This window comes from Phreatobacter aquiterrae (assembly GCF_053471285.1).
Window position 1 is genome coordinate 168,658 of the sequence record NZ_JBJPHW010000009.1, and the last position, 23,297, is coordinate 191,954.

The 23,297-nt window shown below is 66.6% G+C and carries 21 protein-coding genes; 8 read left to right on the plus strand and 13 right to left on the minus strand.

Annotated features, from left to right (window positions below; translation table 11 throughout):
- Positions 1-65 precede the first annotated feature (65 nt).
- The 6 genes from ACJ4V0_RS15040 to ACJ4V0_RS15065 form a co-directional block, all read right to left on the minus strand.
- Positions 66-1,469: an amidase gene (locus ACJ4V0_RS15040; RefSeq protein ID WP_448300403.1), complete on the minus strand. Its 1,404-nt coding sequence runs from the start codon at positions 1,467-1,469 to the stop codon at positions 66-68.
- Positions 1,466-2,599: an NAD(P)/FAD-dependent oxidoreductase gene (locus ACJ4V0_RS15045; RefSeq protein WP_448300404.1), complete on the minus strand. Its 1,134-nt coding sequence runs from the start codon at positions 2,597-2,599 to the stop codon at positions 1,466-1,468. Before ACJ4V0_RS15045 ends, ACJ4V0_RS15040 begins: the two co-directional genes overlap by 4 nt.
- Before the next feature lie 112 nt (positions 2,600-2,711).
- Positions 2,712-3,785: a TadE/TadG family type IV pilus assembly protein gene (locus tag ACJ4V0_RS15050; protein ID WP_448300405.1), complete on the minus strand. Its 1,074-nt coding sequence runs from the start codon at positions 3,783-3,785 to the stop codon at positions 2,712-2,714.
- A 128-nt stretch (positions 3,786-3,913) separates the two neighbouring features.
- On the minus strand, positions 3,914-4,039 hold the full coding sequence (locus ACJ4V0_RS15055; protein WP_448300406.1) for a hypothetical protein: 126 nt from the start codon (positions 4,037-4,039) through the stop codon (positions 3,914-3,916).
- Positions 4,040-4,174: 135 nt separating this feature from the next.
- Positions 4,175-5,089: a lipid A biosynthesis lauroyl acyltransferase gene (locus ACJ4V0_RS15060; protein WP_448300407.1), complete on the minus strand. Its 915-nt coding sequence runs from the start codon at positions 5,087-5,089 to the stop codon at positions 4,175-4,177.
- 12 nt (positions 5,090-5,101) lie between these two features.
- On the minus strand, positions 5,102-6,124 hold the full coding sequence (locus tag ACJ4V0_RS15065; RefSeq protein WP_448300408.1) for a zinc-binding dehydrogenase: 1,023 nt from the start codon (positions 6,122-6,124) through the stop codon (positions 5,102-5,104).
- A 332-nt stretch (positions 6,125-6,456) separates the two neighbouring features.
- On the opposite strand from ACJ4V0_RS15065, the gene ACJ4V0_RS15070 reads away from it, so the two are divergent.
- The 7 genes from ACJ4V0_RS15070 to ACJ4V0_RS15100 all read left to right on the plus strand — a co-directional run bounded on the left by ACJ4V0_RS15070 (position 6,457) and on the right by ACJ4V0_RS15100 (position 13,485).
- Positions 6,457-6,738 carry an acyl carrier protein gene (locus tag ACJ4V0_RS15070; protein ID WP_106748888.1) on the plus strand — a complete coding sequence of 94 codons (282 nt, stop codon included), beginning with the start codon at positions 6,457-6,459 and terminating at the stop codon, positions 6,736-6,738.
- Between the two features lie 128 nt (positions 6,739-6,866).
- The gene (locus ACJ4V0_RS15075) at positions 6,867-7,340 is read left to right on the plus strand and encodes a 3-hydroxyacyl-ACP dehydratase FabZ family protein (RefSeq protein ID WP_448300409.1); all 474 of its coding nucleotides are present in this window, start codon (positions 6,867-6,869) and stop codon (positions 7,338-7,340) included.
- A gap of 9 nt (positions 7,341-7,349) precedes the next feature.
- On the plus strand, positions 7,350-8,555 hold the full coding sequence (locus ACJ4V0_RS15080) for a beta-ketoacyl-ACP synthase (RefSeq protein ID WP_448300410.1): 1,206 nt from the start codon (positions 7,350-7,352) through the stop codon (positions 8,553-8,555).
- Positions 8,556-8,565: 10 nt separating this feature from the next.
- Positions 8,566-9,840 (plus strand): beta-ketoacyl-ACP synthase, encoded by a 1,275-nt coding sequence (locus ACJ4V0_RS15085; RefSeq protein WP_448300411.1) that lies wholly within the window; start codon positions 8,566-8,568, stop codon positions 9,838-9,840.
- Positions 9,840-10,589 carry an SDR family NAD(P)-dependent oxidoreductase gene (locus ACJ4V0_RS15090; RefSeq protein ID WP_448300412.1) on the plus strand — a complete coding sequence of 250 codons (750 nt, stop codon included), beginning with the start codon at positions 9,840-9,842 and terminating at the stop codon, positions 10,587-10,589. Before ACJ4V0_RS15085 ends, ACJ4V0_RS15090 begins: the two co-directional genes overlap by 1 nt.
- 23 nt (positions 10,590-10,612) lie before the next feature.
- Positions 10,613-11,938, plus strand: coding sequence for an O-antigen ligase family protein (locus ACJ4V0_RS15095; RefSeq protein ID WP_448300413.1), 1,326 nt, complete (start codon positions 10,613-10,615; stop codon positions 11,936-11,938).
- Between the two features lie 107 nt (positions 11,939-12,045).
- Positions 12,046-13,485, plus strand: a complete 1,440-nt coding sequence (locus ACJ4V0_RS15100) for a mannose-1-phosphate guanylyltransferase/mannose-6-phosphate isomerase (protein WP_448300414.1) — start codon at positions 12,046-12,048, stop codon at positions 13,483-13,485.
- Here ACJ4V0_RS15100 and ACJ4V0_RS15105 read toward each other — a convergent pair.
- The 4 genes from ACJ4V0_RS15105 to ACJ4V0_RS15120 form a co-directional block, all read right to left on the minus strand.
- Positions 13,470-14,408, minus strand: a complete 939-nt coding sequence (locus ACJ4V0_RS15105) for an NAD-dependent epimerase/dehydratase family protein (protein WP_448300415.1) — start codon at positions 14,406-14,408, stop codon at positions 13,470-13,472. The two genes, ACJ4V0_RS15100 and ACJ4V0_RS15105, sit on opposite strands and share 16 nt — an antisense overlap.
- Positions 14,405-15,418, minus strand: a complete 1,014-nt coding sequence (locus ACJ4V0_RS15110) for an MraY family glycosyltransferase (RefSeq protein WP_448300416.1) — start codon at positions 15,416-15,418, stop codon at positions 14,405-14,407. Before ACJ4V0_RS15110 ends, ACJ4V0_RS15105 begins: the two co-directional genes overlap by 4 nt.
- Positions 15,419-15,501: 83 nt before the next feature.
- A complete protein-coding gene (locus tag ACJ4V0_RS15115; RefSeq protein ID WP_448300417.1) occupies positions 15,502-16,650 on the minus strand; it encodes a DegT/DnrJ/EryC1/StrS family aminotransferase in 1,149 nt (382 codons plus the stop codon).
- A gap of 161 nt (positions 16,651-16,811) precedes the next feature.
- Positions 16,812-17,000 (minus strand): hypothetical protein, encoded by a 189-nt coding sequence (locus ACJ4V0_RS15120; RefSeq protein WP_448300418.1) that lies wholly within the window; start codon positions 16,998-17,000, stop codon positions 16,812-16,814.
- Positions 17,001-17,299: 299 nt separating this feature from the next.
- Between ACJ4V0_RS15120 and ACJ4V0_RS15125 the strand changes: the two genes are divergently transcribed.
- Positions 17,300-19,699, plus strand: coding sequence for a M10 family metallopeptidase (locus ACJ4V0_RS15125; RefSeq protein ID WP_448300419.1), 2,400 nt, complete (start codon positions 17,300-17,302; stop codon positions 19,697-19,699).
- A gap of 146 nt (positions 19,700-19,845) precedes the next feature.
- Here ACJ4V0_RS15125 and ACJ4V0_RS15130 read toward each other — a convergent pair whose 3' ends face one another.
- The 3 genes from ACJ4V0_RS15130 to ACJ4V0_RS15140 form a co-directional block, all read right to left on the minus strand.
- A complete protein-coding gene (locus ACJ4V0_RS15130; protein ID WP_448300420.1) occupies positions 19,846-21,345 on the minus strand; it encodes a hypothetical protein in 1,500 nt (499 codons plus the stop codon).
- Positions 21,346-21,525: 180 nt separating this feature from the next.
- Complete coding sequence (locus ACJ4V0_RS15135; protein WP_448300421.1) at positions 21,526-22,857, minus strand: hypothetical protein; 1,332 nt, start codon at positions 22,855-22,857, stop codon at positions 21,526-21,528.
- 50 nt (positions 22,858-22,907) lie between these two features.
- The gene (locus ACJ4V0_RS15140) at positions 22,908-23,138 is read right to left on the minus strand and encodes a hypothetical protein (protein ID WP_448300422.1); all 231 of its coding nucleotides are present in this window, start codon (positions 23,136-23,138) and stop codon (positions 22,908-22,910) included.
- Between the last annotated feature and the right edge of the window lie 159 nt (positions 23,139-23,297).

Below are 23,297 nucleotides of genomic sequence, written 5' to 3' on the forward strand. Positions count from 1 at the left end.
CCCCTCCCTCCTGGCCTTCTATCGGACCGGAATTGCGCTGCGACGTCGAGAGGTGGGCGCGCCCGTCAGGCGGGCAGGGGAAGCGGGCCGCCTGCCGACGTCTCGACGGCCTGGGCGATGCGCAGGGCCATGGCGTCGTGGAACCGCGGGGTGACCACCTGGAAGCCGATGGGCAGGCCGGAGGCCGTGAGGCCGACCGGCACGGAGACGCCGCACCACTCCAGATAATTGACGAAGCGGGTGAAAATGCCCGGCAGCCCGGCCTCGTCGACCTGCGTCAGGGGCACGGCCGGGCTCGGCGTGGTCGGCAGGACCAGCGCATCGATGCCGCTGCCGGCGAGCCGGCCATGGGCCGCCGCCATGCGCGCCTGGCGTGTTTCCACCGCGGCGAAATAGCGCGTCGCCGGGATGTCGAAACCGCCGCCGATGCGCCGCGCCGCCCAGCTGCCGAGCCGGCACGGCGTCTCCCGCGCGAGCGCGCCATGGTGATGCGCGCCCTCGACCATCATCAGTTCGCCGCAGGACGACGTGTAGGTCATCAGCGTCTCGGGCAGCGAGACGGGCACGATCCGCGCCCCGGCGGCCTCCAGCGCCCGGACCGTCGCCTCGAAGCGAGCCGCGACCTCGCCGTCGACGGCAAGGCCGGCATCGATGGCAAGGACGCCGAGGGTCAGGCCCTTCACGCCGCCGTCGATGCCGCCGACGAGGTCGAGGCCAGAGGCGCCGGTGGTCGACCCGTCGGCCGGGTCCGAGCCGAGCATGACCTGGCTCATCACGGCGGCGTCGCGGACGGTACGCGCTAATGGGCCGATCGTGTCGAAGTGCAGCGCCAGGGGCACGACCCCGGCGCGGCTGACGAGGCCCATCGAGGTCTTGTGGCCGACCGTGCCGCACCAGGCGGCGGGCAGGCGCACCGATCCGCCGGTATCCGTGCCGAAGCCGATGGGCACGAGCCCGGCGCCGACCGCAACGCCGGTTCCCGACGACGATCCGCCGGGCACGCGATGGGTGACGGGATCGTGCGGGTTCACCGGCGTTCCGGTGATCGGATTGGTGCCCCAGCCGCCAAAGGCATATTCGACCGTGTGGGTCTTGCCGACGACGATGGCGCCGGCCGCCCTCAAGCGCGACACGCACCAGGCGTCTGAGGCTGCTGCCGGCAGGTGGTCGCGGGTCACAGAGCCGGCGCGTGTCTTCTGGCCGGAGACATCGACGATGTCCTTGACCGCCACGGGGACGCCGTGGAGCGGGCCACGCCGGTGACCGTGCGCCATCAGGGTGTCGAGCATGTCGGCCTCGGCCCGCGCCTCGTCGGCCATGACGGCGATGAAGGCGTGCAGGCGCTCGTTCGACGCGGCGATCCGGGCGAGAGATGTCTCGACGACGGCGCGCGCGCTGGTCTCGCCAGCGGCGATGGCCTCCGCGGTGGCGACGGCCCCTTGGGCGAGGACGGCGGCTGCATCGGTCATGGGACGGTCTCCAGTGCGGGCAGGCCCAGGCGGGCCGCGACGAGATCGGCGATTGCGAGGGAGGCGGTCAGGCCCGGGCTTTCGATGCCCAGCAGATTGACGAGGTTGGGCACGCCATGGACCTCGGGTCCGTCGACGCGGAAATCCGGCATGGGCGTGCCCGGCCCGTGCAGCTTGGGGCGGATGCCGGAATAGTCGGGCTGCAGCGCGCCGTCCGGCAGGTCCGGCCAGTAGGCGCGGATGGCGGCATAGAAACTCTCGGAGCGGGCCGGGTTCACGACGAGGTCGTTCTCGCTCTCCACCCATTCGACGTCCGGTCCGAAGCGGCAGCGCCCCTGCAGATCGACGGTGGCGTGGACGCCGAGGCCGGCGCCGTCGGGCATCGGATAGACGAGGCGGGAGAAGGGCTGGCGGCCGACGAGGGAAAAGTAGTTGCCCTTCGCATACCACTGGCGCGGAGCGTGCTCCTGCGGGAATCCGGCAAGGGCGTTGAGGAATTTCGGCGCGAAATGGCCTGCCGCATTGACGACGATGCGGGCGGTGATCTCGGCTGCCTCGGCGCCTCCGGTTTGGAGCAGGATACCCTCAGATGTGATGGCGGCCGAGACGATGGGCGTCTCGAAGGCGATCATGCCGCCCGCAGTCTCCAGGTCACCCTGCAGGGCGAGCATGAATCCGTGGCTGTCGACGATGCCCGTGGTGGCCGAGAAGAAGGCCTTCACGCAGGAGACGGCCGGCTCCGTGGCGCGGACCTCGTCCGCCGTCTTCCACGACAGGCCGGCAACGCCGTTGGCATGGGCCTGGTCCCAGATCGCCTGCAGCTTCGGCAACTGGTCTTCGGCGGTCGCCACCATCAGCTTGCCGCAGTTGACCGTCGTCACGCCGCGATCGGCGCAGTAGCGGTAGAGCAGTTCCTTGCCCCGCAGGCAGGCCGTCGCCTTGATCGATCCGGAGGGGTAGTAGAGCGCGGCGTGGATGACCTCGCTGTTGCGCGACGAGGTGCCGGTGCCGATGGCGTCGGCCGCCTCGACAACGAGAGTGTCGAGCCCCGCGAGGGCGAGGCGGCGGGCGGCGGCGAGGCCCACGACCCCGGCGCCGATCACCACGGCATCGATGGACCAGGCTGTCATGCGGTGCGGCCGAGGGGGCGGGAGCGAGCGGTCATGCTCCCTTCTTAGGGCGCGGTTGACGTTCGGAAAAGCGCTCCGCCCGCGCGGCTGGTCCCCGGCGACCGATGCCGGGTCACTCGATCAGCCGGACCACGGTCGTCGTCGTGGTGCTGACCTTCGGGCATTCGACGATGACGCGGATGTCGTCGTAGTCGCCGTCCGTCCAGCCATAGCCGGGCGGGCGATCCTCCCAGCCGAAATACATAAACTTGCCGGGCTCGCAGGCCTTCGTCGCCTGCTGCGGCGTGCGGTTCCGGCCCTCGGGGATGATGCCGCCCTTGCCCTTGGCCTTGCACTGGCCGAGCGTGTCGCAGATCACCGTCTCGAGAATCGGCACAGCGTTGGTGAAGTTGTGGGTCGGCACGCCTGCGGTCAGCGTCGTGTCGGAATAGTAGTTGTAGGACAGGTTGTTGGACCAGGGACTGGCCCAATCGGCAGGGTTGTTCGGGATGAGCGTGCCGAGCGCTGCGGTGTCCCAGAGGTGCGGCTGGGTGCGGGCGTTGCGGACGTTGTAGAGGCGATAGGAGAAGGTCTCGCCCTCCTTGCAGACCGGCATGTTGAAATTGTACTTCGTGCCGGCATTGTCGGCGATGGCCGTCATCTGCGAGCGGCCGAAATCCGCGTGATGCTGGCGGCTCTTGTCGAAGCAATAGACATACATGCGGTTGTAGTCGCCGGCCTCCGGATCGAGTTCGGCGACGACCGGCTTGGCGCTGGTCACCGTGTGGTGTGAGGTCGCGGTGGCGCCGGACCTCGCGACGACGTTGAGGGTCGTCATGCCGATGACGCCGAGGATGGCGGTCGGCATGGTGGCGCCATCGGTCATGATGCGCACCGTCCGCCCGCCGTCGGAGGTCTCGATCCTGACCGGATAGGCCTTGAGATGGCCGGCGAGATGACCGTCGAGATGGTTCCGGGCGATGGTCTTCACGGCAGCCTCGCCGAGCGCGTGCTGGCGCGCGGCGGCGAGGGCTGCCGCGTCGAAAGCGCCCTGCAGTTCGGCGGCATCGCGGGAGGCGCGATGGAAATCCACCGCCCCGCCGACCGTCCCGAACAGCGGGATCGCGGCCAGCGCAAAGGTGACGGCGATATTGCCGCGCTTGTCCTGACGAAAACCCGCCAGAATATTCCGACCGTTGAACGCCATGGCGGCCTCCCGGGACAGTTCCTGGAGCCAGACAATAGCGGGCAGGGATTGCCGTCAGGTTTTCGTAAAATGCGAACAATCGGAAACGGGCGTTAACCATCGATGCCGGCGGATCCGCTGGCGGCTCCTCAGGGAGCGAGAAGAATGCCGATGGCGGAGCCGATGAGCACCCACAAGCCGACACTGGCGGCAAGCGCCACGCGCCACCGCCCCGAGACCGGCATCGTCTCAGGACCGGAGATCAGGGGCGCCACCCGGGCCGTCTGCCGTATGCGGGGGATGTGCATAAGCGTCGAGACTCTCTGTTCCCGATGAAGTCTAGAGGACCCCCGGGAAGATTCGCCACGACGAAACCGCTGATTATCACAGAAAGTTCCCGGGATATCCGGCTACCGCCAGCGACGGTGCAGCCAGAGCCATTGCTCCGGATGCTCGCGCACCCAGCCCTCGACGATATTATTCATCATCTGCATCGCGGCCTGCACATCGACGCGGCCTTCGGCGTCACGGGGCAGGGCAAGTTGCTCGGTCGCCTCCAGCCGGAAGCGGTTGCCGGGCAGGCGGATGACGCGGGCGCCGTGGACCGGGCAGTCGAACTCACGGGCGAGGCGCGCCGCGGTCGGATTGGCCTTGGCCGGCCGGCCGAAGAAGGTCACGTCGACGCCGCGATGGAGATGCTGGTCGATCAGCATGCCGACATGGTTGTTCGCTTCCAGTTCGCGGGCGAGTTTCAGCACGCCGCCACCACCGGAGGCGACCATCTTGCCCATGGTCTTGCCGCGGATCTTCTGGATGGCGCGGGCGACGAAGCGGTTGTTCGGCATGCGGTAGAGCGCCGTCATGTCGAGGCCGTGGGCGGCGGCGGCGACCGCCGGCATCTCCCAGTTGGCGAGGTGCGCGGCAAAGAAGATGGCCGGCTTGCCGTCATCGCGCAGGCGCTCGTAGAGCCCGACGTCCTCGGTGATGATCCGACCCTCGTTCGGGCGGGCGGGATCATAGTCCCAGAGGTCGTCCATGCAGGCATATTCGAAGGCGGTGCGGCCGAGGTTCTCCCAGACGCCCCGCAGGATCGCCAGGATCTCCTCCTCCGACTTCTCCGGGAAGGCCGCCTTCAGGTTGCCGTAGCCGGTCCGGTTGGCCGAGATCAGCGGCGCGAGGCGCGGCAGGATCCAGCCGCCGATATTGCTCGCCCGGTCGGGGCCGAGCGCGCGGATCGCCGCCATGGCGCCGAGCACGAGGATGCCGACGACCCAGTCGAAGGGGAGCATCACCCAGGGGTGCCTGTGGCGGAGCCAGCGGACCAAGGCCGGCGGCCTTCAGATCTGGACGAGGATCTTGCCGAAGACCTTGCGGCCTTCCAGCCGGTCGAGGGCCTCGGAGAACCTGTCCATCGGCAGTTCGGTGTCGATGACCGGCGTGACGCCGGCCTCGATGCGCTTCAACCCGTCGGCGATGGCCCGCATCGGCGCGCCGAAGGAGCCGAAGATCTTGTACTGCTGCTGGAACAGTTGCATCAGGTTGAAGGTGATGGTTGCCCCCGAGGTTGCGCCGCAGGTGGCGAGACGGCCGCCGCGCCGCAGGCAGAACAGCGACTGGTTGAAGGTGTCGGCGCCGGTGTGCTCGAAGGCGACATCGACACCCTTCTTTTTCGTAATCTTGCGCACGACGCCCTCGAAGCGCTCGGTGCGATAGTTGATGGCGTGGTCGGCGCCGATCGCCAGCGCCTTCGCCGCCTTGTCGTCGTCGCCCACCGTGGTGATGACGGCGCAGCCGAGCGCCTTCGCCACCTTGATTGCCACGGTGCCGATGCCGGAGCCGCCGGCCTGGACGAGCACCGTCTCGCCGGGCTGGAGCCTGCAATTGTCGAACAGCATGTGCTCGACGGTGGAGAAGGTGATCGGGGCCGTGGCGGCGTCGCGCAGCGAAACGCCGGCGGGAACCTTCAGGACGTGGCGCGCCTCCATCGTGACCATCTCGGAGGCGAAGCCGTCGATGTGGAAGCCCATGATGCCCTGCACGTCGGTGCACAGGTTGTCCTGGCCCGCCTTGCAGAACCGGCAGGCACCGCAGGTCTTGGCGCCGAACATGACGACCTTGTCGCCGGGGACGAAGGCCGTGACCCCGTCGCCGACGCTCTCGATGGTGCCGGAGGCCTCGGCCCCGACCACTAGCGGCATCTTGCGCTTGGCAAACGCCATGCCTCGGAAGCCCCAGACGTCGATGTGGTTGAGGGCGACGGCGGCAATCTTGATGCGGACCTCGCCCTCGGCCGGGGCGGGGGCATCCGCGATCTCTTCGATGCGAAGGTCACGGTCACCGTGGAGGCGCAGGGCGCGCATGGGCATGATCCTCTCGAGGGCGGAAGGGCCCGCGGCGCGGCGATGATGGTCGCGCGCCCGCAATGCATGGGAAGCGCCGGTGCCTAATGGCCCGGACCCGTGGCGTCAACCGACGGGCACACTACGCCGGCGGCGGAGCCATGGATCGCCGCCGGGAAGGCGGCGCCCGCCGGTGGGATCGGCACGACCGGGTGCAGTGCGAGGAAGGGTTGATGCGACAGGCCGCCTCATCTATAGCAGCACCAACCCATTCGAGGCGCCCCGAGCGGGCGAATGCCTTGTTTCGTGCCGCTTGATCACCATCTGACGGCCGCCACGGAGATTGCAGCACCATGTCGTCCACCTTCGAAACCGTCTCGAAGATCATTTCGGAAACCTGTGACATTCCGCTCGAGAAGATCACGCCCGAGAGCCACGCGATCGACGATCTCGGCATCGATTCGCTGGATTTTCTCGATATCGCCTTCGCCATCGACAAGGCCTTCGGCATCAAGCTGCCGCTGGAGAAGTGGACGCAGGAAGTGAACGAGGGCAAGGCCAAGACCGAGGACTACTTCGTGCTCGGCGCGCTCTGCGGCAAGATCGACGAACTCGTCGCCGCCAAGGGCGCCTGATTCTCCGGGCGCCGGCCCGCCGCAGAGGCGCTGGCCGCGTTCCGTGCATGACCGGCCGGACCCTCCGGCCGGTTTCGTCTTCCAACACCAGCCCTGACGCCTCCCGGCGGGGGAGATCAAAGCCTCCCATGCGGCTCGAATACTTCCAGATGATCACGCGCGTCCTGTCCTTCGACGCGCAGGCGAAGACGCTCACCGCCGCCGCCGACGTGCCGGCGGAAAGCCCGGTCTTCGAAGGCCATTTCCCGGGCTATCCGCTGTTGCCGGGCGTCCTGATGATCGAGGCGATGGCGCAGGCCTCCGGCTGGCTGATCCTCGGCCTCAACGGCCTCACCGCCATGCCGTTTCTGGTCGGTACCAACACCACCAAGATGCGCGACTTCGTGCAGCCCTCGACGCCGCTCGTTGTCCACGCCGAAATGGTGGGCGACGGCTCCGGCTATGCCGTGACGAAGGCCTTCATCACCCGCGAGGGCAGGAAGGTCGCCGAGGCCGAGATCAAGTTCGCGGTGAAGACCTTCCCCGATCCGAAATTCGCCGCGATGATCCGCGAGTGGGGGGAACGTCTCCAGTTCCCGTTCGAGAAGCTGGAAACAGCCTGAAGGGAGTGCATGATGGCGATTGCCCCGGAACGTGAAGCCTGGATCACGGGGATCGGTCTCGTCTCCGCCCTGGGCGAGGGGCTCGATGCGCACTGGCAGGCGCTGAACGGCGGCCAGGACGACTGGCTGAAGCTCGACACCTCGACCTATGCGCCCTACCAGGTCCACCCGGCCGTGGCGCTGGACCTCGTCAATCAGATCCCCGATCGCGGCGACCGCCGGCAGATGGAGGCCTGGCAGCGCCTCGGCACCTATGCGGCGGGCCTTGCCCTCGACAATGCCGGGGCGAAGGGCGATGCCGATCTCCTGAAGCGCATGCACATGATCGTCGCGGCCGGCGGCGGCGAGCGCGACTATGCGGTCGACGGACAGATCCTGTCGGGGCTCGAGGCATCGAACGAGCCGGGCAAGTTCCTCAACGAGCGGCTGATGAACGATCTGAGGCCGACGCTCTTCCTCGCGCAGCTCTCCAACCTTCTCGCCGGAAACATCTCCATCGTTCATGGGGCGGTCGGTTCCTCGCGCACCTTCATGGGCGAGGAGATGGCGGGCGTCGACGCGGTGCGCGTCGCTCTCGGCCGCTGCCATGCCGGGCAGGGCGATATCTTCCTCGTCGGTGGCGCCTACTCGGCCGAGCGGCCGGACACGATCCTGCACTTCGAGCTCGGCCACATGAACTGGACGAAGCCCTGGGCGCCGGTCTGGGAGCGCCCGAAGGACGGCGGCGGCACCATTCTCGGTTCGGTCGGCGCCTTCCTCGTGATCGAGGCGCGCGAGCATGCCGAAAAGCGCGGCGCCAAGCCGATCGCGAAGTTGACGAAGGTCGCCTCCGATCGCACCCGCCGCAAGGACGGCGATGCGGAGCACTCCATGGCGGTGCAGTGGAACGAGATTTCGCCGGGCCTCATTCCCGGCGCGACGGTCGTCGTCTCCGGCGCGACCGGCGTGAGCGAGCCGGTCGCCATCGAGCGCGATCTTCTCGACCAGCGCCGCGTGCCGACGCGGGCGACGGGCTCGGTCATCGGCCACAGCGTCGAGGCGACATTCCCGGCCAATGTGGCGCTGGCCGCCATGATGGTGCAGCGCGGCGAGGCCGTGCCGCCGGTCGGCGCGTCGAAGGACGAGGCGCGCATGACCCGCAAGGTGAAGCAGGCCGTGGTCACCTCGGTGGGCCACTGGCGCGGCGAGGGCATGGCCCTCGTCGAAGCGGTTTGAGGAGGGGACGATGGCTGCCATGAAAGACAAGCACGGCCGTCCGGTCGTCGTCGTCACCGGCATGGGCGTCGTCACCTCGCTCGGCAAGGGCAAGGACGAGAACTGGGCGAAGCTCACGGCGGGCGAGTCGGGGATCCACACCATCACCCGTTTCCCGATCGAGGGCCTGCGCACGACGATCGCCGGCACCGTCGATTTCGTGCCCTTCGAGAACGCGCCTGACCTCACCACCAAGATGGCGGCGCTGGCGGGCGAAGAGGCCGTGGCCGAGGCGAAGATCGGCGAGGCCGGCGCCTTTCCCGGCCCGCTGTTCGTCGGCATGCCGCCGGTCGAGCTTGAATGGCCGCAGCGCCAGGATATCGCGAAGGCCTCCGGCAAGACCGCCGACATCACCTATTCCGACATTCTGAAGGGCGCGGCGGCGAAGGACTTCTCCGCCATGCAGACGCGCTTCCTGTTCGGCTCGGTGGGCGATCAACTCGCCGACCGCTTCGGCACAAAGGGCGCTCCCATTTCGATCTCGACCGCCTGCGCCACGGGCGCGACCGCCATCCAGCTCGCCGTCGAGGCCATCCGCCGCGGCGAGACCGAGGCGGCCCTGGTCATCGGCGCCGACGGTTCGGCCAACCAGGAATCGCTGGTGCGCTTCTCGCTCCTCTCGGCGCTCTCCACCCGCAACGACGATCCGAAGGCCGCCGCCCGGCCCTTCGCCAGGGATCGCGAGGGCTTCGTCATGGCGGAAGGGGCGGGGGCTCTCGTCCTCGAATCCTACGAACACGCGACGGCGCGCGGCGCGACGATCCTCGGCGTGGTCGAGGGTTGCGGCGAGATGGCCGATTCGTTCCACCGCACGCGCTCGAGCCCGGATGGCGCGCCGATCATCGGCTGCATCAGGAACGCGCTCGAGGATGCCGGCGTGACGCCGGCGGACGTTCAGTACGTCAACGCCCACGGCACCTCAACGCCCGAGAACGACAAGATGGAGTATGTCGGCCTGTCGGCGGTGTTCGGGGATCACCTCGCCAACATCGCCGTCTCCTCCAACAAGTCGATGATCGGCCATACGCTCTCGGCCGCCGGCGCCATCGAGGCGGTGTTCACGCTGATGACGATCCGCAACGGCGTCATCCCGCCGACGATCAACCAGACCGAGGCCGATCCGACGATCAAGCTCGATCTCGTGCCGAATGTGGCGCGCAAGGCCAAGGTGACACGCGCTATCTCCAACTCCTTCGGCTTCGGTGGACAGAACGTCTGCCTGGTGCTCGCCGCGGAGCCTGTCTGATGGGACGCGTTCTCGTCACCGGCGGCGCCAAGGGCATGGGCGCGGCCATCGTCCGGGCGCTGGTGGCTTCCGGCCATGACGTCACCTTCACCGTGCGGTCGTCCGGCGAGGCGGCCGAGGCGCTCGCCGCCGAATTGAAGACAGCGCATCCCTACCGCGATATCGCCATCGCCACCCTGGACCTTGCCGACAAGGCGGCGGTCGAGGCCTTCTGCAGCGAGCTGGAAAAGGGCGAGGCGTTCTACGGTCTCGTCCACAATGCCGGCCAGCCCTATGACCAGCTCGCCGCGGTCATGGACCAGGCGAAGGCCGAGGCGGTTATGCAGATCAACTTCTTCGCCTTCACGCGCCTGGTGAACGCCGTGGTGCGGCCGATGATGCGCGCGCGCTCCGGGCGCATCGTCGCCATCGGTTCGGTGACGGCCGAACGCTCGAACCAGGGCAATGCGGCCTACGGCGCCTCCAAGGCGGCGCTCGCCGCCTATTGCCGCACGCTGGCGATCGAGAGCGCCAAGCGCGGCGTCTCCGTCAACGTCGTCGCCCCGGGCTTCGTCGATACCGACATGATGGCGAAATATGCCGACTACCGGGAGAAGATGGAAAGCCAGATTCCGGCCGGCCGCTTCGCGCGGCCGGAGGAGGTCGGCGGGCTCGTCGCCTATCTCATCTCGCCGCTCGCCGGCTACCTCACCGGTGCCACCATCACCCTCGACGGCGGGTTGACGGCCTCGATGGGGCTGCAGCGCTGAAGGGCGGTATCGGGGTGACGCGCATGGCTCCCGCAGATCCGGAAGCGAAGCGACACACTGTCCTCACCGCCGCCTGGGCGTGGCTCCGGGCGACGATCGACGATCCCAACCGCATCGCCTGGCTCTATATCCCCGTCCTCGGCTTCCTGCCGCTGACCTTCGGGAGCACCGCGACCTTCTTCTATTTCGGCGCCTGCATCTATGTCGGCCTGATTTTCCTCGCCCGCCGCATCACCTGGGTCTGGCCACCGACGACCACCTTCGGCTGCCTCGTGACGCTCGGCTATTTCGCGGTGACCCTGATCTCGCCGCTGGTCTTCCCCCACCGGGCCGAGGGCTGGATGGATGTCGGCACGGCGTTGCACTACCTGACGCTCGTCATGCTGGTCGGAACGCTGGTCCAGACACCGAAGGTCGACGTCTTCGACCTGTTTCTGAACGGCGTGCGGGCCGCCGCCATCGTCTCCTTCGGTCATGCGCTCGTGCAGGTGTTTGCTTTCGGCGCCTCGCGCGCCACGGCCGGCATGGCCAACGCGATTCCCTTCGGAGACACGGCGGCGCTGGCGGCGGGGCTGTCGATGGTCGGCTTCACGCGCCTGTCGCCGCGCATGCGGCTGTTCGCGCTCGCAGCGCTCCTGTGCGGCATTGGTGGCACCTTCCTGTCGCAGACGCGCGGCGCCCTGCTGGCGCTGCCGCTGATCGCGGTGGTGATCGCGGTCCACCTCTGGCCGATGATCCGGGTCCGGCTCTGGCAGGCCGGGCTTCTGGCGGCGGCTGTCGCCGCTTCCCTCGTCGCCTTCGCCATCGCCATCAAGGTGCCGGAGCGGATCGACGAGGTGCGCCAGGCGCTGGAGAGCGAAACGCTGGCCCCCCACCGCGACCCCTCGACCGCCCATCGGGTCGTGCTCTGGACCTATGGACTGGATGCCTTCCTGGAGAGCCCGCTGCTCGGCTACGGCAGCCAGAACGCCGTCGATGTGGTGCGTGAGCGGGCGGCCCGCGATGGCTTAGATATTCCGCGCTACACGCATTTGCACAATGAGTTCATCTCGACCGCGGTCGGGCGCGGGGTGGTCGGCCTCGTCGCTCTGGTCCTCCTGCTGCTGGCGCCGGTCATCATCGCGGCCGACGCTGCTCGCGATGGCCGCTATCGGGACAGGGTGGCCTTCGCGATATTGCTGTCGGGCGGCTATGCCATCTTCGGCCTGACCAACCTCCTGTTCAGCCACGACCAGACCAACACGGTTTTTGCGTCCTGCTACCTCGTGCTGCTGGTCGCCGCCCATCAGTCGCGGGTCGGGCTCACGACATTCCAGAGGCCGTTCCTCGGCGTGCCGCCGCGGCGCTGAGGACGCCCCGGCGTTGACCATTCCGAGCGATGCTTGTGGCGCCCCGCGTGGCCAGCGGCTAGGTCATGGGCGACCATGCTGAGCAAGAAGTGAAGGATTTGCGTCCAATGTCGAAGCACGCGCGGATCGTTCCCGTCATCCTGTCCGGCGGCGCCGGCACGCGGCTCTGGCCCGCCTCGCGGGAGGCCTATCCGAAACAGTTCCTGCCGCTGCTCGGCGAGCGCTCCACCTTCGAGGAGACGCTCGCCCGCGTCTCCTACCGGGAGGTCTTCACCGATCCCGTCATCGTCACGGGCGAGGACTTCCGCTTCCTGGTCGCCGACCAGCTCGCGCGCGCGGGCGCGCCCGGACGCATCATCCTCGAACCCATGCGCCGCGACTCCGGACCGGCCATCGCGGTCGCCGCCGAACTGGTGTCGAAGGCCGATCCCGATGCCGTCATGCTGGTGCTCGCAGCCGACCATCTCGTCACCGATCCGGGCGCCTTCGCATCGACCGCGCAGGCGGGGCTGGCGGCTGCGGAGGCCGGGGCCCTCGTCACCTTCGGCATCCTCCCGACCCATCCCGCCACCGGCTACGGCTATATCAGACCCGGCGACATGATGGACGGCCGTGTGCGCATGGTCGCCGCCTTCGTCGAGAAGCCGGACGAGGAGAAGGCCAAGTCCTTCCTCGACCAGGGCTATCTGTGGAACTCCGGCAACTTCCTTTTCCGCGCCGATGTCTTCCTCACCGAGCTTGCGCGCTTCGAGCCGGAGATCGCCAGCGCGGCCAAGGCCGTCGCGGGCTCCATGACCGTGGACCAGACGGGCAACGTCACCTTCGAGCGCATCGACCGCGAAGCCTTCGCTGCCTCTCCGGCGAAATCGGTCGACTATGCGGTGATGGAGCGCACCGACCGCGCTGCCGTGATCGAGGCCGACTACGCCTGGTCGGACCTCGGTTCGTGGGAATCGCTCTGGGAGATGTCGGCCAAGGACGATGCCGGCAACGCGGTGCGCGGCGCCGTGTCGCTCGCCGGCACCCGCAACTCCTATGTCGCCAGTGATGACATCCACACCGCCGTGATCGGGCTCGAGGACGTCGCCGTCATCGCCACCAAGGACGCGGTGCTGGTCGCCCATCGCTCGGTCGCGGGCGAACTCAAGACCCTTGTTGCCGACCTGCGCGGCGGCGGCGCCGAGACGCGCCGTCTCGCGGACGAACATCGCCAAGTCCTGCGCCCCTGGGGCTCCTACGAGAGCATCGACCGGGGCGACCGCTTCCAGGTGAAGCGCATCGTGGTGAAGCCGGGCGCCCGGCTGTCGCTGCAGAAGCACTTCCACCGCGCCGAGCACTGGATCGTGGTCAAGGGCACCGCCACCGTCGAGGTCGACGAGACGACGAAGATCGTGCGCGAGAACGAGAACGTCTACATCCCGCTCGGCGCCTGGCACCGGCTCACCAACGAGGGGAAGATCCCGCTGGAACTGATCGAGGTGCAGTCGGGCAGCTACCTCGGCGAGGACGACATCGTCCGCTCCCAGGACGACTACAAGCGCGTCTGAGCCAGGCCCGCTGCCGCGCGCACCATGCGCGCGAGCCCCGCCGAGGAAGGCTCGACCGGCCGCCAGCCGAGGGCGCGGATCGCTGAATCGTCCACGACGAGGTCGCCGAGCAGCTGGTCCAGGAGATCCGGCGCGAGCATCGACAGGCCTCCCACTGTCAGTTTCGTTGGTAGCGAGAACATTCCGGGCTTGCGGCCCAGTCCCGCCCGCATCATGGCGATCATCTGACCCACCGTCTGAGGATGGCCGTCGGAGATGTGCAGGGTTCTCCCGCGTGCCCCTTGGCAGGTCAGCAGGAAGGTGACGGCCTCCGCCAGATTGAGATCGGAGAGAACCGAACGCCGGCCGGTCAGCCCTCCGAATGGCAACGGCAGGCGAAGGCGGGCAAGATCGGCGAGCCTCGCCATGTTGGCCTTGGCGCCGGCGCCGTGAATGACCGGCGGCCGCAGGATGATCGCAGACGGCAGGGCCTCGGCGACCGCCAGCTCTCCAGCCTGTTTCGAACGGCCATAGGCGTCGCTCGGCGAAGGCGAGGCATTCTCGCCGAGGGGGAGGGCACTGGCCGGTCCGCTGATCGCCCGGATCGAGGATACCAGCAGGAACCGCTCGACGCCCTGCGCGGCAGCGGCAGAGGCGAGACGCCTGGCCGCCGCAGCATTGATGGCATGGAGACGAGCCTCGTCGACGCCCCGGGGCTGGTGGGCGAGCCCTGCCGTATGGACCACCGCATCCATGCCGGCCACCAGTGGGGCGAGGTCGTCTGTCTCCGCGAGATCGGGCAGCCAGGCCGGCTCGATGCCCGGGTGCCTTCCGTCTGGCAGTGGGGTGCGGGCCGCGGCCCTGACGCGGTGCCCTGACGCGGCGAGGCGACCGACAATTGCCGCTCCGACGAAACCAGTCGCGCCCGTGACAAGGATGTTCATGGGGATGGCGCCGGGCGCCGCAGCCAGCCGATGATCGGGGTGAAAACCCACACGGCACCGACGATCAGTGCCCCGGTCGAGATCAAGGCATTGCTTGCGAGGATCGTCGTCGCCGCGAGTACGCCGCAAGCCAGCGACACTAGCAGGACCGTGCGCGAAACCTGCGTCACCGTGAGACCCGTGTCGACGGCCCGCTGGTAGGCGTGGTCGCGATGCGGCTCGGTGAGGCGCTTGCCGGCGAGGGTGCGTCGCAGCAGTGTCGACCCACCGTCAGCCAGGGGGTAGGCGAGGACGAGGAGGGCCGCTGCCCCATGGCCCCGGCCCGCGAGCAGGAGACTCAGCCATCCCAGCAGAAGCCCGACAGGAAGGCTCCCCGCATCGCCGAGGAAGGTCTGTGCCGGATGCCGGTTCCACCACCAGAAGCCGATCATCGCCCCGAGTGCCGCTGCCGAGACGAGACCCGCGGCCGCGGACAGGACGCCCATCGAGGCAGCGAGAGCCACGACCGCAAAGACCGGAACGGAATGGGCGGCGGTGATCCCGTCTATTCCGTCGATGAAGTTGACGATGTTCATGATCGCCACCAGCACCAGGGCGGCGATGGCGGCGTCTGCCAGGGGGAGCCCCGTCGACAACGCCCCTGGCCATTCGGGTGGAAGCGCCATGGCCGCCACCGCAGCGCAAAGCCCCTGCGCCGCAAGCTTGAGCCGCCACGGCTGCGGCCTGGTGTCGTCGACGAAGCCCACGACCATTGCCCCAGCGAGCGCAATGACAAGGACCATGGCTTTCGAGTCAATAGCGCCAGAGATGGCGAGCGAACCGACCCATACAAGACCGATGGCGCCGGTCACGGCGAGCCCGGCGCCCTGCGGCGTCGGCACCCGGTGCGATGATCGCGCCTCGGGGCGGGCGCTGGCGACGCGCTGCAGCCATGGCAGAAGCAATGCGATCGCGATCCACGACAGCGCTGCCGCCATCAGGGCGGATAGGGCGAGAGGCGCGGCTGTCACAGGACCTAGAATGGCCGTTACCCCATCAGGACATGGTGCAACGGCACCTAGCGCGGTCGCGCCCCGTCCGGCAAGGCCGATGCTCAGGCCAGCGCCGCGCGCACGCTCTCGATCACGCGGGTCTGCAGCGTCTCGTCGAGGTAGGGATGCATCGGCAGGCTGATCACGTCGCCGGCGAGACGGTCGGACACGGGCAGGCCGTTTCCTGCGACCGGGTAGCGCCGATAGGCCGTCTGCTGGTGCAGGGGGCGCGGGTAATAGATCGCCGTCGGGATGCCCTGCGCCTTCAGACGCGCGGCGAACTCGGCGCGGTCCCGGCCGCGCAAGCGGATTGTGTACTGGGCCCAGACGGAGACCAGCCCTTCGGGCACGACCGGCACATCGACGAGGTCGGCGAGGGCGGCGTTGTAGCGGGCGGCGACGAGGTTCCGGGCGTCGATCTCGTCGGCGAAGATCTTCAGCTTCTCGATCAGGACGGCGGCCTGGATCGTGTCCAGGCGGCCGGTCATGCCGATGCGCTGGTTGTCGTATTTGTCCTCGTTGTTCTGGCCGTGGATGCGCAACGAGCGGATCACGTCGGCGAGGCCGCCGTCATCGGTGAAGACCGCACCGCCGTCGCCATAGCAGCCGAGGGGCTTGGCCGGGAAGAAGGAGGTGGCGGTCGCCATGCCGATGGTGCCGATCTTCCGCCCCTTGTAGCTGCCGCCGAAGGACTGGGCGGCATCGTCGAGCAGCCAGAGACCGTTCTCGGCGCAGAAGGGCTCGATGTCGTCGTAGTCGGCCGATTGGCCGAAGAGGTCCACGGCGATGACGCCGACGGGATTGAGGCCGGCGGCCTTGGCCGTGGCGAGGCCCTGCACCAGCGAAGCGCGGTCGATGTTGAAGGTGTCGGCATGGACATCGACGAAGACGGGGCTTGCGCCGAGCCAGGCGACGACCTCGGCGGTGGCGGCGAAGGTGAAGGACGGGCAGAGGACCGCATCGCCCGGCTTGACGCCCTTCGCCATCAGGATGAGGGCGAGGGCATCGGTGCCGGAGGAGCAGGAGAGGGCGTGCCTGGCGCCACAGAACTCCGACAGCGCCTTCTCCAGAGCGAAGACCTCCGGCCCCATGATATAGGCGCCGTGATTCACGACCTTCATGATGGCCTCGTCCACCGTCCCGCCGAGGCGCCGACGCTGGGCGCCGAGGTCGATGAAGGGGATCGGGGCGAGGGGAACTGCCTGGGTCACGTCTGTTAACTCTCGGATCGGGCGGCAAGGGCCGGGGCGGCGCGAATCACGCGGGTGAACCGGCCGGCAATGTCGGGCACAGCCATAGGCATCCCGGCGGCGGGACCGAAATCACTTTGTCTTCCAAACCATGACGATGTGGAGGTGAACGGGGCGCGACGTCAACGCTGGCCTGGCGCGCGGAGGCGCTCCCGGGCCTCGTCCGCAAGAGGGTGCCCGGGGTGGCGCTCGATGAAGAGGCGCAGTGCTTCCGCCGTCGTGGCGGCCTGAAATTCCTGTCGGATGGCGATGTCGCCATCGCGCGCACGTGGCGGATCGGTGCGGTCGGGGGCCTGCGGACGATCGGTCATGACAACTCCAGTCTGTGCAGGAAGGGCGCCACAAACTCCGAGCAAAGCCAGCAACATGGCCATTGTCGACAGGCAGAAGCGCCGGGCCGACGGCCGGCGCGCAGCACAGGCGACAGGCGCAACGATCTTCCTCATGCGCTTCAGCGTGCCCGGCGCGCAAGGCCGGATTGTGTCATCGGCGTCCATAGGGCGCGCGGACACCGTGAAGTCTTAATGAATATCGTTAATGGCATCTTCACCCGCATCGCATCCAATCCCGTCACGCATTTTCCCACACCACCTCGCGCAGGAGGTCGAACATGTGCTTCGTCTGCTCGGCAATGTCCCAGAAGTTCTGGGAATCCGGTTTCACGCATGGTGGCCTGACGAACTCCGTCGGCCAGGGCGGTGACTTCCAGACCGGCGGGCCATCGGGGAATGTCGGCGCGGCCTTCCTGACGGGCGGACTGTCCAATCCGGGGACGAACGACGCGGTGGCAGGAGCCGACTTCTCCACCGGCGGCCTGGCGCAGGCCGGGTCCGGTGGTCCCACGCCGCAGGAAGCGACCGCGACGACGCAGGGCTCCACCGGGGTGCAGAATGTCGATGCGCTGCTCAGCGGGCTGAAGTGGGCCGGCTCGGCGCTCACCTTCATGTTCCCGAACACGACGACCTATTTCGGCGCCGGCTATTACGACCAGAACGCCCCGCAGGGCTTCGCCGTGGCGACGGCGGCGCAGCAGACTTCGGCCAAGGCAGCCTTCGCAGCCATTGCCGGCTTCACCAACATGAACTTCTCGGAGGTGCTGGCCTCGGCAATCACCGGCCCCTACGCGCCGCAGGTCGACATCACGATCGCCCGGTCGAGCTATCCGGGCACCGCCTATGCCTATTACCCCTATTCGGACCAGGTTGGCGGCGACGTGTGGATGGGCACCAACGGAGGCAACAGCAACCCGGTCAAGGGAAACTACGGCTGGCACACCATGTGGCACGAACTCGGCCATGCGCTGGGCCTGAAGCATGGTCACGACAGCACGAGTGGCGTGACCAATCAGGCGCTGACGTCGGACCGCGACGGTATGGAATTCTCGGTGATGACCTACCGGTCCTATATCGGTTCCTCGACGTCGGGCGGATACGGCAACGAGACCTGGGGCTATGCGCAGTCGTTCATGATGTACGACATCGCCGCGCTGCAGACGATGTACGGCGCCGATTTCACCACCAATTCCGGCAACACGACCTATACGTTCTCGCCGACCACCGGCGAGATGTTCATCAACGGCGTGGGGCAGGGCGCACCCGGCGGCAACCGCGTCTTCCTGACGATCTGGGACGGCGGCGGCGTCGATACCTACGACTTCTCGAACTACACGACCAACCAGACCATCGACCTGACGCCGGGCTCCTGGTCGCTGATGTCGGCGGCACAGCGGGCGAACCTTGGCGACGGCAACTATGCGCGCGCCAATGTCTACAACGCGCTGCAATATGGCAGCGACACGCGCTCGCTGATCGAGAACGCCATCGGCGGGTCGGGCAACGACACCATCACGGGCAATGCGGCCAACAACGTGCTCTCCGGCGGTGCGGGCAACGACATCCTGATCGGGGGAGGGGGCAGCGATGTCCTCTGGGGCGACGGCGGTGCCGATCAACTCTACGGGGGCGACGGAGACGACTACCTGTTCGCCGATGGGCTCGACACGGTTCTGAACGGAGGTGCCGGCTTCGATCGCCTGACCCTGTTCGGGCTGATCGGTGCTACCGTGGACCTCGGTGCCGGTTCGATCGAGGTGACGTGGGGAACCAACAGCGCAGATACTCTCAACGCCGCCAGCGCCACCGAGACGGTGACAATCTTCGGTCTCGGAGGGAACGACATCATCCGCGGCGGGTCCGGCAATGATCAGCTCTATGGTCAGGACGGGGCCGACGAGATCTACGGTGGCGACGGCGACGACTGGCTCTACGTCGACAGCCTGGACACGGTAATCAATGGGGGTGCGGGCTCGGACCGTCTGACCTCTCTCGACGGTTCGGCACTCAATCTCGATCTCGGGGCGTCCAGCATCGAATGGGTCTGGGGTTCCAACAACGGCGATATTCTTGACGGGTCAACGAGTTCGGAGGTACTCCGCCTCTTTGGGCTTGGCGGAAACGATATCATTCGCGGCGGCTCGAATAACGATTCGATCTACGGCCAGGAGGGCGCCGATGAACTCTATGGCGGCGACGGCAATGACTGGATCTATTTCGACGCGCTCGACACCGTCGTCGATGGCGGCAACGGCATCGACAATGCGCTCGTCCTCGACACGACCGGGACCGGTGTGACGCTGAACATGACCATCGGGTCCATCGAGGCCGTCTATGCGTCGAACTATGCGGACACGATCACCGCAGAGGGCTCCTCAGTCGGAGTGTTCATGAACGGGTTCAATGGCAATGACATTCTGATCGGCGGCAATGCCGACGACACCATCTATGGGGGCGGCAACGACGACACCATCACCGGCAATGGCGGCAACGATCAGATATTCGGAAATTCGGGCTTTGACACCGCTGTCTATTCCGGAAACTGGGCCAATTACTCCATCGTCAATCAGGGCGGTGGTGTGTGGACAGTCCAGCACCTGTCCGGAGGCGCCGATGGTTGGGACACTCTCACCGGAATCGAGCGCCTCCAGTTCGCTGACACCTTCGTTTTGCTCTGAGGGCGGGCGCACGAACGGGCGCAGGCCGCAGACATCAGCTTCCGGACGCAGGACGGGTCCTTCGCGGGTCCCTCTTCCTGCTGGGAACGACCATGGGCGCGAGGGCAGAGTTCGTCGTGGGCGCCAGCGCATGGAGAATAGTCAGCCTAGTCCCAGCGTAGAATCGATTGAAAACGAGGATCGCTCACGAGCGGAGCGAGCCTATCTGCTGCACTCTGGTGCTGAGTCAGGAAGAATGCTCCGCCCTCCAGTGGCCCGATGATCGTCTTTGGCGCGTGAAATCGTACCGCGGCAACTGCATCTTCAAGGTGCAAGGACCCGTGCAGCAAGAACATCAAACTCGGTGTGTCTGAAATTTCCTCAGGGACTATTCTTTCTTTCCCCTTGTCGTCATTCAGCAATGATAGGTCCGGAGATTCGTACCCCAAGTGTGTGGTGAGTTCTGGAATCCCCTCATCTTGAATGATGTCGACGATATCGCCGCTCAGATACCGTTGCCACTTCCCTGCGCCCGGCTTCCAGCGATGTCCCGGCAAGGAGAGGTCCATATCCAACAGTTCAGGCTGAATAAGTGTTGCATCAAGTGTCTCTGACCGAGCGCGCCCGGCAAAATCAGTCAAATCCCTGGCCGCGATTGAGAAATCAGAAATGATACTCTCGTATCGCGAGTAAAATACTCGATCCGAGGGAAGTTCATCAAAAGACGAAAAATATGCGCGTATTTGAGCCAGTACCCGTCGCAGCAAGATTGCATCGTGAAGCAGATCGATGCCGCCTCCGGCGCATTTGTTGGCGACGGACACCAGTATATCGAGGGGGTGTCGGATCGCGAGAACAACATGAGCGCCATGCGCGACAAGGTTCTTGATGTGCGATCCACAAGCCTCATGGGTCTTGAACAAGTGTTCGTGGAAGGCATTCGCAATCGGAATTCCGAAGATATCAACCGTGTGATCCTTGCCTTCGCCAATGTCGGAGTACATGCTGAGCGAAGCGGTAGAATTCTGAAAGGTGGCGATCCCGCAGCGGTTGTATCCATAGTCTGTCGACAACTTTGCGGCATCTTCGATCAGAGCGGTTGTTCTTACTGCCGCAGCGTCGCGAAGAACGCTCATCATGGCGTTCGCGGGCGGTGGCGGGTCGGGTAAAAGGCGCTCAAGCATTGCCGCCGCAATGCCATTGCCGCTTCCCCAATAGCCGCAGCAAATGAGAGTCCGGCTCAAGTCCAAGGGCTGAGGGGTTGGCGATCGGAACTGACCCGCAGTCAGCAACCGCAAGGCGGGGGACAGGAGCGCGGCTGTTGCCGATAACTGACACCGCAACAGGTCTCGTTCCTGATAGATGGCGTCCCGGTCGTCAACAAGGCGGTCTCTCTCCTCGATGAGCACGTCTCTTGCGCGCATGAGTGCATCGCGTTGATGCATTGCTTCATCGCGTGCCTGCATCAGGTCATTGCGCTGAGCCTCCTGGTCATTGCGCTCGGCGCCCAGGTGATTGCATTGGGCCGCCAGTGCGTCGCGCTGCTTCATAAGATCGTTGCGCTCGTGGATCAGCGCGTCGCGCTGGTTCATCAGGTCGTTGCGCTCATGGATCAGTTGGTCGCGCTCAGCGACAAGCCGGACCAGTTCGCTCACTTGCTCTTCCACGGCGTCCCTCCGGGCGGCGAGCGCCCGAATCCCGAGGATTGGTGCGCTGGCCCCATGATGACAGTACACGAACCGTCCCGGCGGCCCGATCGGTAAAGCTGGCGGATTGGCATCAGGGGCTGTGGGCGGAGCCGCGCTACCGCGAACGGTCCTGAGGGGCAGTCAGGGTCTGCCGGGCTGTCAGCGCCAGGAGACGATGTCGCCGAGACGGGGGTCGCCGAGCACCGCGGCGAACCGTTCCGCCGTATCCTGATCGGGTGCCAGCCAGAATGCTGAACCCGGCAGCGAACCCGCGACCATGCCCGGCGCATGTTGTGCGATCCATGACCGGACCGCGTCGTGATCGACCGCGCTCGAAAGCAGGAAGGAGAGGTTCTTGCTCTGTCCCTGCGTTCGGAGAGGCAGGGCGACCGCCTCGTCGCGGCGAGCCAGAAGACGGGCGTCGAAGGGTTCATAGCCAAGGTCTTCGATCAGGCGGTCGATGCCCGAACTCCGGATCGCGTCTTCATGCCCTTCGTGGAGAAACTGGCGCCACTTCCCGGCCCCCGGTCGCCAGCGGTGTCCCTTTGCGGCTACAGCCACACCCAGTATCGAGTGATCAACCCGCGACGGGTCTAGGTTCTGGCGCCGGGCCTTCCCGGAGAACAGCGCAATGCCCGTGATGGCCCCGTCGAAATTGTCGAAAAGGTCCTCATAGCGCGCATGGAACATGCGCTCCGGTTCGATGCGGCCGAAGGATCGATAGTAGGCGACCATGCCGGACAGGAACGTCGGCAGGAGCACGTCGTCCCCGAGCAGATCGACGCCGTCTCCGCTGGCTTTGTTGGCAACCGAGACGAGGATATCGAGTGGGTGGCGGGTCGAAAGAATGATGCGTGCACCCTGATCGACCAGGGTCGCGATGAAATCGCTGCACGCTTCATGGGTCTTGAACAGTTCCTCATGGAAGGCGTTGGCCAGCGGCACGCCAAAAATGATGACGCGCTGCGGCACCGGTAGATCGCGTCTGGACTTGAAAGAGATCGTCGCCATGGATCGATGATAGGCGGCCACGCCGGTTTCCTCGAACCCGTGCGACCTGCCGATCTCTTCTGCTGTCACTGCCAAAAGGGTTGACCGCCGCGCAGCACACGCCCGGACGATGTCCATGCCGTGGGCGCTCGGGTGCGGCAAAGCCGCGACGAGCGTCTGCAGGATCGCCGACGTGATGCCGTTGCCGCTTCCCTGGAAGCCCGCGCAGATCAGAGTCCCTGTCAGGTCAATGCCTGCGACCCTCTGCCCGGCGACCAATTCACCTGCCATGGCACGAACCGCCGGTGCCGCCAAATCGGCGGCCTGCTGCAACTGCGCGGCAAGCCCGTCGCGTTCGTGGATCAGGGCGTCTCGTTCACGCGTCAGGCCATCGCGCGCGACCATCAGGGCGTTGCGCTGAATCATCAGGTCGTTGCGCTCATGGATCAGCGCGTTGCGCTCAGCTGCGAGCCGTGCCAGTTCGTTCTCTTGGTCTTCCACGGCTTCGTCTCCGGGCGAGCGGGCTTATCCCAGGAATTCCCCCGCAAGCCTCATGATGAGAGCACAAGAACTGTTGCTGCGATCCGATCAAGTAAAGCCTGCGGAATGGCGTTACCGGCCCGCACCTGCTGGTCGGCAGTGAACACGTCGCGCCATTCGTCGGTGCGACCGGTCCGGAAATTCCTCTCGCGTGTGGGTTTCACCTTGGCGACCTCCTGCGGGGAGACATCGGCCCCATAGAAGCGCAGCAGCGCTCCAAAACAGGCATCCTCGTTCGCCATCAGCGCCTCGTATGAGCTGATCAGGATTCTGTTGTGAAATCGCGTGCAAGAACCACCCCCTGCTGGGCTGGTTTCGCGTCCAATAACCACCCCTGCTGAGGCCATAGCGCACGATCCTTTCCGTTTTCGGGAAGGGTCCAGGGATGACGGGTGTGGAGA